Consider the following 14,957-nt stretch of genomic DNA (forward strand, 5'->3'; position numbering starts at 1 on the left):
CGTGTCGACGTGCCGTCGACGCTTCTCCCGCTGTCCGTGCGGTCGAGGCGCTTACGTTACGACTCGTAGCCGACGTTCCCGTCGACGTCGAGGTCGATGACGCCGTCGAACAGCCCGCGGAACCGGTCGAGTGTCTCGTCGTCGTGGACCTCCTTCGAGAGGTGGAACAGCCCGACGGCGTCGTGTGCTTCGAGGAGTTCGAGCAGTTCCTCCGTCGCCGCGTACGCCTGGTCGACGTCGGCGTAGTACGCCATCTCGGTGACGGAGTCGACACTCACGCGGAGTTTGCCATCGTGGGTCTCGAGGAAGGTGCGGACCTGTTCGACGATGCCCGCCAGGTCGTCCGGCGAGCGGACGTAGTGGATGTGTTCGGTCCGGCGCCGCGAGTAGCCGCGTTCGACGGAGATGGAGTCGAGGATGACCGCACGGGATTCGTCGACGTCGTAGTACTCGAGCTTCTGCTCGACCTCTCGCGCCGTGGTTCGCGTGGAGACGACGAGGAAGTGGTCGGTGTCGGTCTTCAGAAAGTCGGTGTCGATGCGGTCCGTCTCGCCGATGCTCGGATGGAGGAGAAGGAGCCCTGTTCCGCCCGGGATGCTCTCGGGCGTGTTCTCGATGGCGAGGGTGTAATCCATACGCGATTCACCGACCGAACGGACTTAAGACTGCGGGATAGCGAGGGGGTGTCAGAACAGGCTGTCGGCTGTCGCCGCCCCGATGACGCTGAAGACCGCCCCGACACTCGTCGCCTTCACCGTGACGTCGAGGACCGCTCCGCTCAGTGTCATCCCCAGAATCTCGACGGCGTTCGGGTCGGCCTGGGCGATGTCGGCGAGGAACGTTCCCGGCGCGTCGAACGCCAGCGCGAGGATGAACACCGAGAGGTACGAGACGAGGATGAGCGAGACGAAGCGGGCGGGAACCCCGGCGATGTCGACTTCGCGGTCGGGGTCGCGGTTGTCGGCCTTGTAGAGGGTCCCGTAGCCGATTCCGAGGACGATGACGAACGTCAACAGCCCCTGGACGGCGGACATGCTCCGCGCCAGTACCCACACCTCTTCGGTGACGACGAACGGCCCCGCGAGGAGGAACCCGCCGACGACCTGCTGAGCCGTGTCCGCGAGCGCGAACCGCCGGTTCTTCCCGACCATACCTCTCTCTCTGAGCGCCCACGGCTAAAGCCGATACGGAACGGGCACCTGTCGGCCAGTCCGAACCCGTTTTCACCACCGCGCGTCTCCTCTCGGTATGAGCGTTCGCGACGAATTCGACGCCTGGGCCGCCGACGGCCGCGACCGCGGAATGGAAGAGCGCCACTGGCACACCGCGAAACACGTCCTCTCGCGCATGCCGGTCGAGTCGGGCGACGCCGTCTTCGACCTCGGTTCCGGAAGCGGGTACGCCGCCCGCGCCCTCTGCGAGGCCGCCGATGCGGGGCGTGCAGTCGGCCTCGACGGCGCACCCGGGATGGTCGAGAACGCCCGAGCGTACACCGACGACGAAGGGGTCGAGTTCCTCGTCGGCGACTTCGACGCCCTTCCGTTCGTCGACGACAGCTTCGACCACTGCTTCTCGATGGAGGCGTTCTACTACGCGCCCGACCCGCTCCACACGCTGGAGGAGGTCGCTCGCGTCCTCCGCCCCGGTGGGACGTTCTACTGCGCCGTCAACTACTACGAGGAGAACGTCCACTCACACGAGTGGCAGGACAACATCTCCATCCCGATGACGCGCTGGTCCGGTCCGGAGTACCGCGAACAGTTCCGGGAGGCCGGCCTCTACGTCGCCGGACAGGACAACGTCCCCGACCGGGAGACGGAGATCCCTCCGGCCAGCGAGTTCCCGACCGAGGGGTTCGAGACGCGTGAGGCGATGGTCGAACGCTACCGGGACCTCGGGACGCTGCTCACCGTGGGCGTCGCCCCCTGACGCACTGTTCTACCCGCGGTCGACGCTCACGAGGTGGGCGTCCTCCGCCTCGAACGCCAGCGTCACCGCGCCCGCCAGCGCGTCCGTCGTCCGCGCCGTCAGTTCCCTCCCGTTCCAATCGAGCCACACCCGCGTCGTCTCGCCGAGGAACTCCGACCGGGTGACCCGCGCTCGTACGCGGTTTCCGTTCGAACCTGCCCCCTCGTCGACGACTTGGAGTCGCTCCGGCCGCACGCCGAACGTGACGTCCGCCCCGACGTTCGGCTCCCGTCCGGACGCCCGGGCCGTCACGCTGAACACCGCCTCGTCGACCGCGACGTCGAGCACCCCGTCGTCACGACCGACGACCTGCCCCTCGAGGAGGTTGTTGTCCCCGACGAACGACGCGACGAACGACGTCTCCGGCCAGTCGTAGATGTCGCGGGGTGTTCCGACCTGTTCGACCCTCCCGTCGTGCATCACGGCCACGCGGTCGGAGACGGCGAGCGCCTCCTCCTGGTCGTGGGTGACGTACAGAGTCGTCACGCCAAGTTCGCGCTGGATCTCCTTCACCTGTCCGCGGAGGCGCTCGCGAAGCCCCGCGTCGAGTGCACTCATCGGTTCGTCGAGGAGTAACACCCGCGGCCCGGGGGCGAGCGCTCGGGCGAGGGCGACGCGCTGCTGTTGGCCGCCCGAGAGCTCCGTCGGCTCTCGGTCCTCGAAGCCCGCGAGGTCGACGAGTGAGAGCAACTCGCTGACGCGCTCCCCGGTCGAAACACCGCCCGGCGGGTCGGAGAACCTGAGCCCGTACGAGACGTTCTCGGCGACGCTCATGTGGGGGAAGAGCGCGTAGTTCTGGAAGACGACGCCGATACCCCGCGCTTCGGGTGGAACTCCCCTCACGTCGCGGCCGTCGAAGGTGATTCGTCCCGCGGTGGGTGACTCGAACCCCGCGACGAGGCGGAGCGTCGTGGTCTTCCCACACCCAGAGGGGCCGACGAGCGTGAAGAACTCGCCGTCGTCGATGGTGAGTGAGACGTCGTTCAACGCCGTCGCGTCGCCGTACCGCTTGGTGACGCCTGAGAGGTCGAGCGTGGTCATGTCGAGCGTGTCCTCGGGTGCCGCCCGGCGGCGGTCGGCGGAGTCACTCGAACAGTCGCCCCGCCCGGTGGTAAACTGTTCTGCTCGTGACTCTCACGGCTGTCACGCCGCCGTGAGTCGTCCCGCTTTCGGCCGCCAGCCCGCCCCTGACCCCTTCGTTTCGACTGGAACGTGTCACTCACAAAATCACGAACGCGGGGTGGATTCGCGCGTCCTCGGTCACCGACACATCCTCGCGTCACAACTCCCACCTCGGCGATGGGACCCGTGCGTCCTCGGTCACCGATATATCCTCGCGTCACAACTCCCACCTCAGCGATGGGACCCGTGCGTCCTCGGTCACCAACACATCCTCGCGTCACAACTCCCATCGCCCTCCAAACCTGTCGATGACCACGAAACTCGCCGCGGTGACGACGAGGAGTATCGACCCCATCGCCGTCGCCGGTCCCAGTCGTCGCCCCAGGTAGCGCTCGACGGCGACGGGCATCGTGTAGCTGCCCGACCCCGACGCGAGGATGACCGTCGAGTCGAACTCGCCGACGCTGATGGCGAACGCGAACGCCGCGCCGGCGACGACACCGGCCCACACGAGCGGCAGTTCGACGTCCCAGAGCGCTCGCGCGCGGGACGCACCGAGACTCCGCGCCGACTCGACGAGCCGCGGGTTGAGCCGAGCGAGAAGCGGCGAGACGTTCCGAGTGACGAACGGGTAGGCGGCGACGGCGTGTGCCGCGACGATGGCGACGGTCCCCGTGACGACGACTTCCCGCCCGAACACGTCGACGCCGAACACCAACCCTCTGAGCAGCCCCAGTCCGACGACGATGCCCGACACGGCGAGCGGCCCCATCGCCAGCGTGTCGACGAGTCGCCCCTTCCAGCCCGCACGGGCGGAGAGCACGCTCACGACGACGCCCATCGGGAGCGCCACAGCGACCGTGGCGACGCCGAAGAGGAGCGAGTTGCGGATGGCCGGTAACGGCTTCACCTGGAACGCCGCACCGGTGGCCTGCCGTTCGAGGAGGAACCGGTAGTGTGTGAGGGTGAACCCCTCCGCGTTCGACACGCTCGCGAGGAGCATGCTCGCGATGGGGCCGACGAACACCACCACGACGACGAGGCCGTACACGAGGACTGAGAGCCGACTCGCGAGCGTCTTCACGCTCGCCGTCTCCGGGACGAGCGACTGCCGAGCAAGGGGGTTGGCCCCCTCGCCCTGACCCGAGGTCTGGCTCTCGTATCTGAGGTACGCGTACGTCAGACCCAGCGAGATGCCCGTCTCGACCGTCGCCAGCGCCGCCGCCTCCGCGTACTCGAGGTCGGAGACCAGCTTGAATATCCACACCTCGACGGTCGCCAGCTGGAAGCCGCCGAGCGCGAGGACGATGGGGAACGAGGCGAAGGTGAAGACGAACGTCAGCGTCGCGCCGACGGCTACCGCCGGAAGCAACTGCGGGACGACGACGTCACGGAACGCCCGCGTAGGCGACGCGCCGAGGCTTCGTGCCGTCTCGACGGTGCGGGCGTCGACGCTCTCCCACGCAGCGGTCACCACGCGCGTCACGAGCGGCGCGTTGTAGAACGCGTGGGCGACGACGACTGCCTCGAGCGTGAACAGCAGTTCGACCGGGCCGAGCCCCACCGCACCGAGCACGCCGTTGAGCGTCCCCCGCCGTCCGAACATCGCGACGAAGCCGATCGCGACCATGATGGAGGGGAGCACGAACGGCAGGATGGTCACCGAGCGGAGCGTCCGGCGTCCGGGGAACTCGAACCGAGCGAGAACCCACGCGCCGGGAAGCCCGAGGGCGACGCTGGCGACGGTCGAGAGGAACGCCTGGTAGGCCGTGAAGCCGATGATGTCCACGAGGTAGAAGTCGGACGTCAGAATCTCGCTCACGGGGCCGACCGTGAGCCTTCCGTCGACGACGACGCTCTCGACGAACACCGTCGCGACGGGGTAGTAGAAGACGACGAGCAGGACGACGCCCGTCACGACCGCTGCCGCGGGGAGGACGAGCCGCCCTATGTCGAGTCGACGGGCCACGCGTTCGACAGTCCGGCCGCCGTCCTCACTTGCTGGCGAACGCCCGGGCCCACGCGTCGGTCCACTCACTGAGCGAACCCTTCAGTTCGTCGTACGTGAAGGTGACGGCCTCGGGTGGCTCGTGGGCGTACTGTGCGAACTCCTCCGGCAGCTCCGCCGTCGTCGTCGCCGGGAACTGGACGTTCCGCACCGCGATTTCGGCCTGGACCTCGGGCGTGAGCACGAAGTCCATGAACTCGTCGACCAGCCCCTCCTTCTCGCTCGCGGCGAAGCGGGCCATGCCCTCGGGGTTCGCGTAGCCCTGGTCGTTCAGGAACCGGATCTGGTGTTCGGACATCGGCTCCCCGGACTGGTTGGCGAACACCTGGTCCGTCGAGTACGACACCACCATCGGCGCTTCCCCGTTCGAGTACGCGTTGTACGAGTCCTCCCAGCTACCCAGGACGCGCACGTCGTTCTCGCGGAGTCGCTGCCAGTAGTCGAGGTAGCCGTCTTCGCCCTTCGCCGCGATAGTGTGTAACAGGAACGCCTTGCCCGTCGCGCTCGACGTGGGGTTCTGGACGAGGAGCTCTCCCGCGTGCTCTGGCTCGAGGAGGCCGTCGAACGTCTCCGGCGCGGTCGTCTCGTTCTCGTTCCACACGAGGCTGATGTAGCCCGTGTCGTACGGGACGGCTCGCCCCTGGGGGTCGAACTCCAGCGACGACTTCACGTCGTCCCGACGCGACAGCGCCCCGTCCGCGACGGGCGCGAAGAGCGGCTCGGAGAGCCGTTCGTCGATGCGGATGAGCATGTTCGTGTCGAGTCCGACGTAGACGTCGGCGTCGATACCCGCGCCGCCGAGTTGGCGTTCGATGAAGTAGTTCAGCTCGTTCTCGGGCGTCTCCCACGTGAGCGTGGCGTCGAACTCCGACTCGTACTGCTCTTTCAGCCACGGTCCGGGCGAGGAACTCGGCGCGTCGACGAACGCGCTGTACGTCGCGACGACCAACTCCGACGGGATCGTCGACCCGACTGCGGTTCCCGTCGTGGTTCCGTCCGCCGCCGTGCCCGTCGACTCCGCGGTCGACCCGCCGCTCGCGTCGGTCCCACCGCCGAGACAGCCAGCGACGAGCGCCGCCGCCCCGCCGGCCCCTGCGGTTCGTATGAACTCACGTCGTCTCATTACTAGGTAATCACACTGAGTAGTACTTAACGACGGCGACACCGGACGGACGGTCAGGACGGGTCGGGTGACACGGATTTAACTCGGTCACGCGTGCAGGAGGGATGTGGCCCTTTCACGACGGTACGTGCTCGGCGGCCTCCTCGTCCTGTTGACGGTCGTCGCCGCCGCGCTCCTCTCGGACGTCATCGGGACGGTGTTCTTCGCCGTCACCATCGCCTACCTGCTGGTCCCGCTGCGTGAGGAACTGGTCGACCGCGGGTTCGACGACCGCGTGGCGACCGTCGTGGTCACCTTCGCCGCGCTCGTCGGCGTGGTCGCCGTCGTCGCGCCGCTCGTCTTTCTCACCGCGAGCCGCCTCACCGAGACGCTCGCGCTGCTGTCGACGCTCCCTTCGACGTACGAGGTCGAGTTCCTCGGGCAGGCGTTCACCATCCAGGTCGCCGACCTCCGCGCGTCGATGGTCGCGGTCGTCCGCAACGTCGGCCGTCAACTCCTCGTCTCGCTCCCCGTGCTCCTCGTGAAGTTCACGCTGTTCGTCTTCCTCGTCTACTCGCTCCTCCAGCAGAGCGAATCGCTCGCCCAGTCGCTTCTGGCCGTCGTCCCGCCGAACTACCGGCGGGTCGCGAAGGCGCTCAACCGTCGCGCGCGCAACACCCTGTTCGGCATCTACGTCCTCCAGGCCGCGACGGCGCTCGGGACGTTCTTCATCGCGATTCCGGTGTTCTTCTTCCTGGGCTACGACTCGGTCCTCACGCTCTCGACCGTCGCGGCCATCCTCCAGTTCATCCCCATCGTCGGGCCGAGCGTCCTCCTCTTGGTCGTGGCGGTCTTCCACGTCGCGGCCGGACAGCTCACGGCGGCGGTCCTCGTCCTCGCCGTCGGCGGGTTCTTCATCGCCTGGCTCCCCGACATCCTCATCCGCCCCCGTCTGTCGCAACGCGCGGCGAACCTCTCGGGTGGCGTCTACTTCATCGGGTTCGTCGGCGGTCTCCTCTCGATGGGCGCGATCGGTATCATCGCTGGCCCGCTCGTCGTCGCGCTCGTCGTCGAGGCAGCGAGCATCCTCTCGGAGGAACTCAACGACATCCCTGTCGACGAGGCGTAACCCGTCGTTCTCACCGAGGCGTGGACTGCTCCGGGTCAGCACCGATTCGACTACCCGGACAGGACCGCTCAGGCCGACTCGAGCGGCGCTCCGCGCGCCTCCCACTCCGCCAGCGACCCCTCGTAGAACATGAGGTCCTCGTAGCCGAGGTGTCGGAGCGCGACGTAGGTGTGGCTGATGCGTCGGGCGGTGTTGCAGTACAGGAGGACGCGGGCGCCGGGCGTCACGCCGTGGTCGGCGAGAATCGACTCCAGCTCCGCGTCGGGCTTCAGTCCGCGCGAGTCGTCGTCGACGAGTTCGCGCCAGTCGAGTTGGATCGCTCCGGGGAGGTGACCCGCCGCCCACTCGTCGGGTTCGCGGGTGTCGATGACGGCGACGTCGTCCGCTGTGAGCGCCGCCTCGACGGTCTCGAAGTCGACGAACGGCGACGTCTCCGACTCCCGCGCGACATACTCGGTCGGCTCGACTTCGGGTGTGCCGCGTTCGACCTCGTGGTCGCGGCTCCAGGCGCTGAAGTCCCCGTTCAGGAGGTGGACGTCGGCGTGGCCGTACGCGAGCGCGGTGACGAGAAACCGCGCCGCGAAGACGCCGTGGGTGTCGTCGTAGGCGACGAGGGTGTCGTCCGGCTCGATTCCCGCGCCTCCCAGGACCTCCTCCCACGTCTCGACGCCGGGGAGCATCCCCTCCGCGGGGTCGGCACCGCGCTCGACGGCGTGTTCTGCGGCCCGAATCGTGTCGAACGGGACGTTCACTGCTCCGGGGATGTGTCCGATGCCGTCGAACTCCCAGCCGTCGCGGACGTCTACGACCCGCACCTCGTCGAGATGGTCCGCCAGCCAGTCGGTGGAGACCACGATATCAGTCATACGCGAGGGTTGACGGTCACGGACCTTAGCAGTCGTGACCGCACCCGACGCCGCCGGCTGTCAGAGATAGCGGAGCTTGTTGCCGAGAAGGCGGGGGAGTGACCACTCCGCACTCTCCCGACGGCGACCCGCGATTCGGGGACGGCAGGACTGTGTGACCCGCTCGCCACACAGACCCCGTCAGATTTGCCTCTTCGGCGGATGAATGGCCGTCTCTGCCGTTGGTGTGGCAGTTATGAGGCTGGCTTTCGTACGTCCCTACGATGTCCGACACCGAATACGCGAACGACGTCCTCGTCTCCGCCGACTGGGTGGAGAACCACCTCGAGGACTTCCAGAGCGACGACCCCGCGTACCGACTCGTCGAAGTCGACGTCGACACCGAGGCGTACGACGAGGCGCACGCACCCGGCGCCATCGGCTTCAACTGGGAGACACAGTTGCAGGACCAGACGACCCGTGACATCCTCTCGAAGGAGGACTTCGCGGACCTCCTCGGCAGCCACGGCATCTCCGACGAGTCGACTGTCGTCCTCTACGGCGACAACTCCAACTGGTTCGCCGCCTACACCTACTGGCAGTTCAAGTACTACGGCCACGACGACGTCCGCCTCCTCGACGGCGGCCGCGACTACTGGCTCGACAACGACTATCCGACGACGGACGAATCCCCCGAGTTCCCGGCGGTCGAGTACACCGCACGCGGCCCGTTCGAGGACATCCGCGCCTACCGCGACGACGTCGAGACGGCCATCGACCGCGGCATCCCGCTGGTCGACGTCCGCTCGCCCGAGGAGTTCTCCGGCGAGATTCTCGCGCCCCCGGGACTGCAGGAGACGGCCCAGCGCGGCGGCCACATCCCCGGCGCGCAGAACATCTCGTGGGCCGCCGTCACGAACGACGACGGGACGTTCAAGTCCTACGACGAACTCCAGGAACTCTACGCCGAGAAGGGAATTACGGGTGACAACTCCGTCGTCGCCTACTGCCGTATCGGCGAGCGCTCCTCCGTCGCGTGGTTCGCGCTCCACGAACTGCTCGGCTACGACTCGGCCGTCAACTACGACGGCTCGTGGACCGAGTGGGGCAACCTCGTCGGCGCGCCCATCGAGAAGGGCGACTGAGCCACGATTTCACGCTCCTCGGCTGCCGTCCCGCGCCGGCTCTCGATTCTGTCGGCACCGTAGCGTTCAATTAATCCTGACTCTCTCTGACACAGACAGCTCTCACAGAGTGTAAGGAATATCATACTTAGCTCCGTTCGTGACGTTCGTTGAGTCGGACATGTACGCGACCAGCATCGTCACCGAACCGGTCCGACGCGCGTCGGCAGACGGGAGCGACCGATGACAGACATCCGGGGTCAGGCGTCGGTTACCCTCGCCGCAGCCCTCGCGCTGAGCATCGTCCTCAGCGCTCTCGTCGCCGGGGCGGTCACACAGACCGGGACGACGACGGATTTCAACCTGAACGAGAACTCGAACGACGGTGTGTTGACGCCGGAACCGACCCCCGAGTCGACACCGGAACCGACACCAGAACCGACACCAGAACCGACGCCCGACCCGGGTGACCAGCGGGCCATCAGCTTCGCTGCCCTCTGTGTCGTCGCTGGCGACGTCGACGAGAGCGACGTCGTCGACATCACGTTCTCGAACCCCAAACCGGGCGAACCGGGTGAGTTCCTGACCGCGTCGTTCAACACGACTGTGCCGGTCGACTACGTGGTCCTCAAGTACGCGACGACCGCCGAGGAGTTCGCGTTCGACCTCGGTGGCGTGACCAGCGGCTCGGCGACTGTCGGTGACGGCGTCGCGGTCGACCGTCCGGCCAACGACCCCTGCCGCGCAGGTGACGCGGGCGTGAAGAAGGAAGTCGACGGCGGCGCGTTCGAGGCGGTCTGACGCCGACGTCGGACCACGGCGCTCGCCGGAACCGCCTCACAGTACCGCCGCCGCGACCTGGGGCGTGACGAACGCTTCGACGAACCCGGCGACGACGAACACGGCGAGCAACCCCACGACGCGTCGCCACGTCAGGCCCAGTTCGTCGGCGAGCGCCGCTGTCGGCCGCTCATCTCGCCACACACCCCACGCGACGTGGCCGAGACGGAGACCGACCCCGCCGGCGACGGCGATGGCCGGCAGTTCGACGACGCCGTGCGGGCCGACGAACGCGACGAAGGCGACCGGGTCGACGACGCCCGCGACAGCCCCGACGAGTAACCCGTTGAACACGAGCGTTCCCAGCGTCGGCAGTCCGGCGAACAGCCCCGCGAACCCGGCGTTCGACGCGACGAACCAGTTGTTGACCGCGATGTTGACGAAGGGACCGACGGGGACGAGACCGAACACCGAGCCCGGGTCCGCCGGCGTCCCGATGCGGACTCCCGACCCGGCCGTCGCCGTCCACCCCCCTGCGACACCCGCCAGCAGCGCCGCCGCCGCGACAACGACGTAGTACCACCCCGTCCGAACGAACCGCCCGAGCTCGCGGATGCCGTCTCGCAGCGCGCCACCGACGGCTTCCGCGATTCGTTCGGTGTCGTCCTCGTCCTCGTCCTCGTCCCCGTCCTCGTCCTCGTCCCCTCTTTCGGCCGGCTCTCGCTCGCCGAACACGAAACCCGACTCGTCGGCCTCGCCGCCAGTGTCGACGCGTTCGTCGTCGTCATCAGCCGCGGCCGACGACTCCGCGTCCGTCTCGGCCGGTCGCGACGCGGCATCCGTCCAGTCGGTGTACAGCGCCACCGCGACGCCGTCCAGCAGCGGCGAGACGAGGAACGCGGAAGTGACCGCGACCAACCGCTCCACCCCGGCGATGCCGAAGAGGACCGTCCCGACGCCGAGACCGACGTACGTCCCCACGACGACGACGCCGTACAGGAGGAACCCGACGGGATGGGCGAACGGCACGCCGGCGCTCCGTCGCACCGCGGCCCCGAGCCCGAGGTCGTCGACGACGGCCGCCGGGCCGGCAAACGCCAACAGCGCGACGACGGCGACGACTGCCAGGAGGCTGACGAGGCCGCCGACGAGCGCGGCGAGGACGGCCACGACGGCTCCCTGGCCGAGCGCAGCCATCCCCGGTGTCGCCCCGAGCGTCGCCGACGCGCCGACGACGGCCGCCAGGAACGGAATCCCAGCGGCGAGGAGGAGTCCCCACCGAACGACGACGAGCCCCGCGAACGTCTTCCACCGGCGCATCCCCCTCAGCCCGGCAGCGAGTGGGTCTCGTGTCGCGAGGCCCGCGTCGACGGCCGAGAGCGCTGCCGCTCGCGTCACACCGCGGACGAGGACGGAGACGACGAGGGCGACTGCGGCCGCGAGGGCGACCGGCACGACCACCGTCGGCGAGAACAGAACTGCGGCGAGCCGGTCACCTAACTCGGGCGGGAGAGCCTCGGGACTCTCCGGACCGAGCAGTTCGGGGTTCAACGCCGCGAACTCGTCGAGGAGGGGGGACAACTGGCCTGTCGACGTCAGGGCGAGATACGCGACGACCACCCCCACCAGGAGCGGGAGACGAGTCACGTCGACCGTCGCGGCGGAGAGCGCGTAGTACGGGAGGACGGCGTTCGTCCGTCGGCGCAGGAGGCCGCCGGCGGACCGGAGGGCATCGGCGACTGACACGCGTCGTCGTTGTCCCGCAATCGGCGTATTTCTTCCCCACCGACAGCCCCGCAAGTGCGTCACCGTTCCCGGTCTCCGCGTCACCCGTCAGCCTCGGCGCTTTCCCACACGTGACACTGCGGTGGCTCCTGGCGATACGGATCACCGTTCTCCGCCCCGTGAACCCGTGTTTTCGCCGCCCTGCTGGACCGCGACAAGCCCCCTCCGGTGGCGACACTCAGTCCCGCCGATTCGCTCCCTTCGCGCTCGCTCGTCGACCACTATCGGACGGTAAGACGTCATTACCCCCACTCCCGCCAGCGTTAGTGACTGACGACTTATGCCCTCCGCAGCGGTGTACTGACTGATGCAGGACGTCCCTACCCCGCTGCCGTCCGAGACGACCGGACGGGTCGGGGTCGCGCTCGCTCACGCCCGCGCCCGCCCGGTCGTCGTGAGCGTCGCCGCCGTCCTCCTCGTCGCGTTGCTGGCGCGCTCGTACATCTACGCCGGCGTCTTTCGCGGTGACACGGTCGTCTTCCTCGCGAACGACCCGTACTTCTACCGCTTCGTCGTCGAGCGACACGTCGCGACCGCCGGCGGCGACCCTGCGCTCCTCGTCCGCTACGACGGCCGCGACCCGTTCCTCGTCGTCGCGCTCGCGCTCGTCGTGACACTCCTCGGCGGTGTCGACCAGACCCCACTCGTCCTCGCGTGGTACCCCGTCGTCGTCGGGGTCGTCACCGTCGCTCTCGTCTTCGTGCTCGCCACGCTCGTCACGTCGTCACGGCTCGTCGGGGTGGTCGCCGCCGTCGCGCTCGCGCTCACCCCCGCACACGTCGTTCGGACCGCGCTCGGCTTCTCGGACCACCACGCCGCGGACTTCCTCTGGCTCGTCGTCGGGGCGACCCTGCTCGTCCTTCTCTGGCAGGCCGCCTCGACGCGCCGCCGGGTCACTCTCGTGTTCGCGCTCACCGTCGTGCTCGCGGTTCAGGTGTCGTCGTGGGAGGCCGGCGTCATGCTCGCGCTCCCCGCCGGCCTCGCTGTCGTCCTCGGTGCCGTCCTCGACGTCGCCGCCGACCGCCGCCCCCGCGCGGGCCTCAGCGCCGCCGCGTCGTTCGTCGGGGCCGCCCTGCTGGTCGCGGCCGCGTTCGCCTGGTTCGGCTGGCAGACGCCCGGCGTCGTCCTCGCGTTCGGCCTGCTCGCAGCGTGTATCGTGCTGAGCGTCGTCGCCCTCGCCGCGCTCGACGCCTCCGAGATTGCCGCCCGGCTGTCACTCGGCCTGACGGCTCTCCCCGTCGTCGTCGGTCTCGTGGCCGCGGTCGCCGTCTTCGACGAACGGTTCGCCCCCGTCCGGTCGCTCGTCGCCGCCGGGGCCGTGTTCCTCGAGGAGTCGCGCACCACCGGTATCGCGGAGACGGTCTCGCTCGTCGGTGGCCCGCTCGGCCCCCTCACGGGCCCGCTCTCGCTGTTCGGTCTGCTGCTGTTCCTCGCGCTCCCCTCGCTCCTGCGGGCTTCGCTCGCCGCCCTCCGAACCAGCGACGTCGGGGTCGCCGTCGTCGCGACGTACACCTGGTACTTCCTCGCCTCGGCGCTCGTCCAGCGCCGCTTCGCCGGCGAACTCTCGCCGTTCGTCGCCGTCTTCGTCGGCCTCGCTCTCGTTTCTCTCGCCCGACGGACGGGCGTCTGCTCGGTCTCTGACTCCTCCACAGGAGCCACAGGGCCCGCCGTCTCTCGCTCCGCTCTCGTCGCCGCCCGCGGACGGTTTCGTCGCTACGGCCCGGCGGCCTTCTCCGTCCTCGTCGCCGTCCTCGTCGTCACGAGTTCGGGCGTGCTCGCGGTGAAACTCAACCAGTCCGCCGCCACCGACGCCGAGGTCGACGCGGCCACGGCTATGCGTGCGTACGCGGTCGACCGTGACCTCGTGTACCCCGAGAGCTACGTCCTCAGCCCGCTCGGAACGAACCGGCTGTTCAACTACGAGGTGAACGCCGACAGCATCCCCGAACTCTCCTACCGCTACGCGGAGGCGCACTACGCGACGTTCGTCCACAGCGACTCGCCCGAGCGGCAGTACCGGCGGCACCACGAACAGGTCGGGTTCGTCGTCACGACCCACGACGTGCGCGCCGGCTCTCCCGCTTCGACCTGGGCCCGCCTCCACCAGCGACTCGGGAGCCGCGGTGACGGCTTCGAGGGGACGGGCCACTACCGACTCGTCTACGCCAGCGACGACGGCTCGGTCCGTGCGTTCGCGCTCGTTCCCGGTGCCGTCGTCGTCGGGCGGGCCGCCGCCGACGAGCGTGTCTCGCTCTCGCTCCCCGTGACCGTCGGCGACCAGTCGTTCGTCTACGCGCGCGAGGCGACGACGACCGCCGTCGGCTGGTACGCCGTCACCGTCCCTTATTCCGGCACCTACACCGTGGACGGCCAGGCGGTCACGGTCAGCGAGGCCGACGTCCGTGACGGCCGGTTCGTCACGGTCGGCGCTCCCGCGTACACGCCGACGACCGCCCGCTGGTCGCTCGACGCGGCCGACGGTGACGTCGCGTTCGACCCCGTCGGTGGGTACCACGGGCGCGTTTCCGGTCCGGTGTGGACCGACGACGGCCTCTGGTTCCGGGGCACCGGGGGTGTCGTCGTCCCCGGCGGCCCGACGCCGACTGCCGAGACCGGCCTGGCGCTCACCGTCCGGTTCGCCGGCCTCGACGACGTGAGCCGGGACTCTCCCGAGCCGACCCGATTCCAGCGTCTCGTCGCCGCTGCGCCTTCCGGGCGGTACACGACGACGGACGGCTACCAGGTCGGCATCGTCGACGGCCGCATCGTCGGTGCGCTGGGTGACGGCCCCGGCGCGGCCGACGTCCGCGGGCCGGCCGTCGACGACGGCGCACCCCACACCGTGAGCCTCCTGTGGGATGGGGAGGTGGTGCGACTCGTCGTGGACGGGGCCGTCGTCGACGAGACGCCCTACGCGGGACGCATCACCCCCACCACCACGCTCGTCATCGGGGACACCACCGACGGCCGCTACCCCTTCCGCGGCGTCGTCACGGACGTGCGACTCGACCTCGTCCGCGCGAGCGAACCGCCCGAGGGGCACGAGACGTGAGTGCCCGGTCGCCGCGTCCGAGACTGCCACACCCCGCTGCCT

At 68.9% G+C, this 14,957-nt stretch carries 12 protein-coding genes; 5 read left to right on the forward strand and 7 right to left on the reverse strand.

Features of this window, described 5'->3' with window-relative positions:
- Nucleotides 1–56: 56 nt before the first annotated feature.
- The gene (locus E6N53_RS18635) at nucleotides 57–635 is read right to left on the reverse strand and encodes a DUF7090 family protein (protein WP_136592420.1); all 579 of its coding nucleotides are present in this window, start codon (nucleotides 633–635) and stop codon (nucleotides 57–59) included.
- Nucleotides 636–686: 51 nt separating this feature from the next.
- Nucleotides 687–1,151, reverse strand: coding sequence for a DUF2391 family protein (locus tag E6N53_RS18640; RefSeq protein ID WP_136592419.1), 465 nt, complete (start codon nucleotides 1,149–1,151; stop codon nucleotides 687–689).
- Between the two features lie 97 nt (nucleotides 1,152–1,248).
- Between E6N53_RS18640 and E6N53_RS18645 the strand changes: the two genes are divergently transcribed.
- Nucleotides 1,249–1,929, forward strand: coding sequence for a class I SAM-dependent methyltransferase (locus tag E6N53_RS18645; RefSeq protein ID WP_142860969.1), 681 nt, complete (start codon nucleotides 1,249–1,251; stop codon nucleotides 1,927–1,929).
- Nucleotides 1,930–1,938: 9 nt separating this feature from the next.
- Here the strand turns inward: E6N53_RS18645 and E6N53_RS18650 are convergent, their stop codons facing one another.
- The 3 genes from E6N53_RS18650 to E6N53_RS18660 form a co-directional block, all read right to left on the reverse strand.
- Nucleotides 1,939–3,009 carry an ABC transporter ATP-binding protein gene (locus tag E6N53_RS18650; protein ID WP_142860970.1) on the reverse strand — a complete coding sequence of 357 codons (1,071 nt, stop codon included), beginning with the start codon at nucleotides 3,007–3,009 and terminating at the stop codon, nucleotides 1,939–1,941.
- Nucleotides 3,010–3,367: 358 nt separating this feature from the next.
- A complete protein-coding gene (locus E6N53_RS18655) occupies nucleotides 3,368–5,059 on the reverse strand; it encodes an ABC transporter permease (RefSeq protein ID WP_142860971.1) in 1,692 nt (563 codons plus the stop codon).
- Nucleotides 5,060–5,084: 25 nt separating this feature from the next.
- On the reverse strand, nucleotides 5,085–6,221 hold the full coding sequence (locus E6N53_RS18660) for a thiamine ABC transporter substrate-binding protein (protein WP_142860972.1): 1,137 nt from the start codon (nucleotides 6,219–6,221) through the stop codon (nucleotides 5,085–5,087).
- 106 nt (nucleotides 6,222–6,327) lie between these two features.
- Here E6N53_RS18660 and E6N53_RS18665 point away from each other — a divergent pair, with 106 nt between their 5' ends.
- Nucleotides 6,328–7,329, forward strand: coding sequence for an AI-2E family transporter (locus E6N53_RS18665; RefSeq protein ID WP_136592415.1), 1,002 nt, complete (start codon nucleotides 6,328–6,330; stop codon nucleotides 7,327–7,329).
- Nucleotides 7,330–7,397: 68 nt separating this feature from the next.
- Here the strand turns inward: E6N53_RS18665 and E6N53_RS18670 are convergent, their stop codons facing one another.
- Nucleotides 7,398–8,195, reverse strand: a complete 798-nt coding sequence (locus tag E6N53_RS18670) for a sulfurtransferase (protein WP_142860973.1) — start codon at nucleotides 8,193–8,195, stop codon at nucleotides 7,398–7,400.
- A 263-nt stretch (nucleotides 8,196–8,458) separates the two neighbouring features.
- Between E6N53_RS18670 and E6N53_RS18675 the strand changes: the two genes are divergently transcribed.
- Together E6N53_RS18675 and E6N53_RS18680 are read left to right on the forward strand one after the other, a co-directional pair.
- A complete protein-coding gene (locus E6N53_RS18675) occupies nucleotides 8,459–9,319 on the forward strand; it encodes a sulfurtransferase (protein WP_136592413.1) in 861 nt (286 codons plus the stop codon).
- Between the two features lie 222 nt (nucleotides 9,320–9,541).
- Nucleotides 9,542–10,099, forward strand: coding sequence for a hypothetical protein (locus E6N53_RS18680; RefSeq protein WP_142860974.1), 558 nt, complete (start codon nucleotides 9,542–9,544; stop codon nucleotides 10,097–10,099).
- A 36-nt stretch (nucleotides 10,100–10,135) separates the two neighbouring features.
- Here the strand turns inward: E6N53_RS18680 and E6N53_RS18685 are convergent, their stop codons facing one another.
- The gene (locus E6N53_RS18685) at nucleotides 10,136–11,824 is read right to left on the reverse strand and encodes a stage II sporulation protein M (protein WP_142860975.1); all 1,689 of its coding nucleotides are present in this window, start codon (nucleotides 11,822–11,824) and stop codon (nucleotides 10,136–10,138) included.
- A gap of 346 nt (nucleotides 11,825–12,170) precedes the next feature.
- Here E6N53_RS18685 and E6N53_RS18690 point away from each other — a divergent pair, with 346 nt between their 5' ends.
- The gene (locus E6N53_RS18690; protein WP_142860976.1) at nucleotides 12,171–14,915 is read left to right on the forward strand and encodes an STT3 domain-containing protein; all 2,745 of its coding nucleotides are present in this window, start codon (nucleotides 12,171–12,173) and stop codon (nucleotides 14,913–14,915) included.
- Nucleotides 14,916–14,957: the final 42 nt, after the last annotated feature.

It is taken from the genome of Salinigranum halophilum (assembly GCF_007004735.1).
In the GTDB taxonomy this organism is placed as follows: domain Archaea; phylum Halobacteriota; class Halobacteria; order Halobacteriales; family Haloferacaceae; genus Salinigranum; species Salinigranum halophilum.

Excerpts from the sequence above, each read along its gene's own strand:
- E6N53_RS18635 (WP_136592420.1), bottom strand. The coding sequence starts at position 635 with ATGGATTACACCCTCGCCATCGAGAACACGCCCGAGAGCATCCCGGGC.
- E6N53_RS18640 (WP_136592419.1), bottom strand. The coding sequence starts at position 1,151 with ATGGTCGGGAAGAACCGGCGGTTCGCGCTCGCGGACACGGCTCAGCAG.
- E6N53_RS18645 (WP_142860969.1), top strand. The coding sequence starts at position 1,249 with ATGAGCGTTCGCGACGAATTCGACGCCTGGGCCGCCGACGGCCGCGAC.
- E6N53_RS18650 (WP_142860970.1), bottom strand. The coding sequence starts at position 3,009 with ATGACCACGCTCGACCTCTCAGGCGTCACCAAGCGGTACGGCGACGCG.
- E6N53_RS18660 (WP_142860972.1), bottom strand. The coding sequence starts at position 6,221 with ATGAGACGACGTGAGTTCATACGAACCGCAGGGGCCGGCGGGGCGGCG.
- E6N53_RS18670 (WP_142860973.1), bottom strand. The coding sequence starts at position 8,195 with ATGACTGATATCGTGGTCTCCACCGACTGGCTGGCGGACCATCTCGAC.
- E6N53_RS18675 (WP_136592413.1), top strand. The coding sequence starts at position 8,459 with ATGTCCGACACCGAATACGCGAACGACGTCCTCGTCTCCGCCGACTGG.
- E6N53_RS18680 (WP_142860974.1), top strand. The coding sequence starts at position 9,542 with ATGACAGACATCCGGGGTCAGGCGTCGGTTACCCTCGCCGCAGCCCTC.
- E6N53_RS18690 (WP_142860976.1), top strand. The coding sequence starts at position 12,171 with ATGCAGGACGTCCCTACCCCGCTGCCGTCCGAGACGACCGGACGGGTC.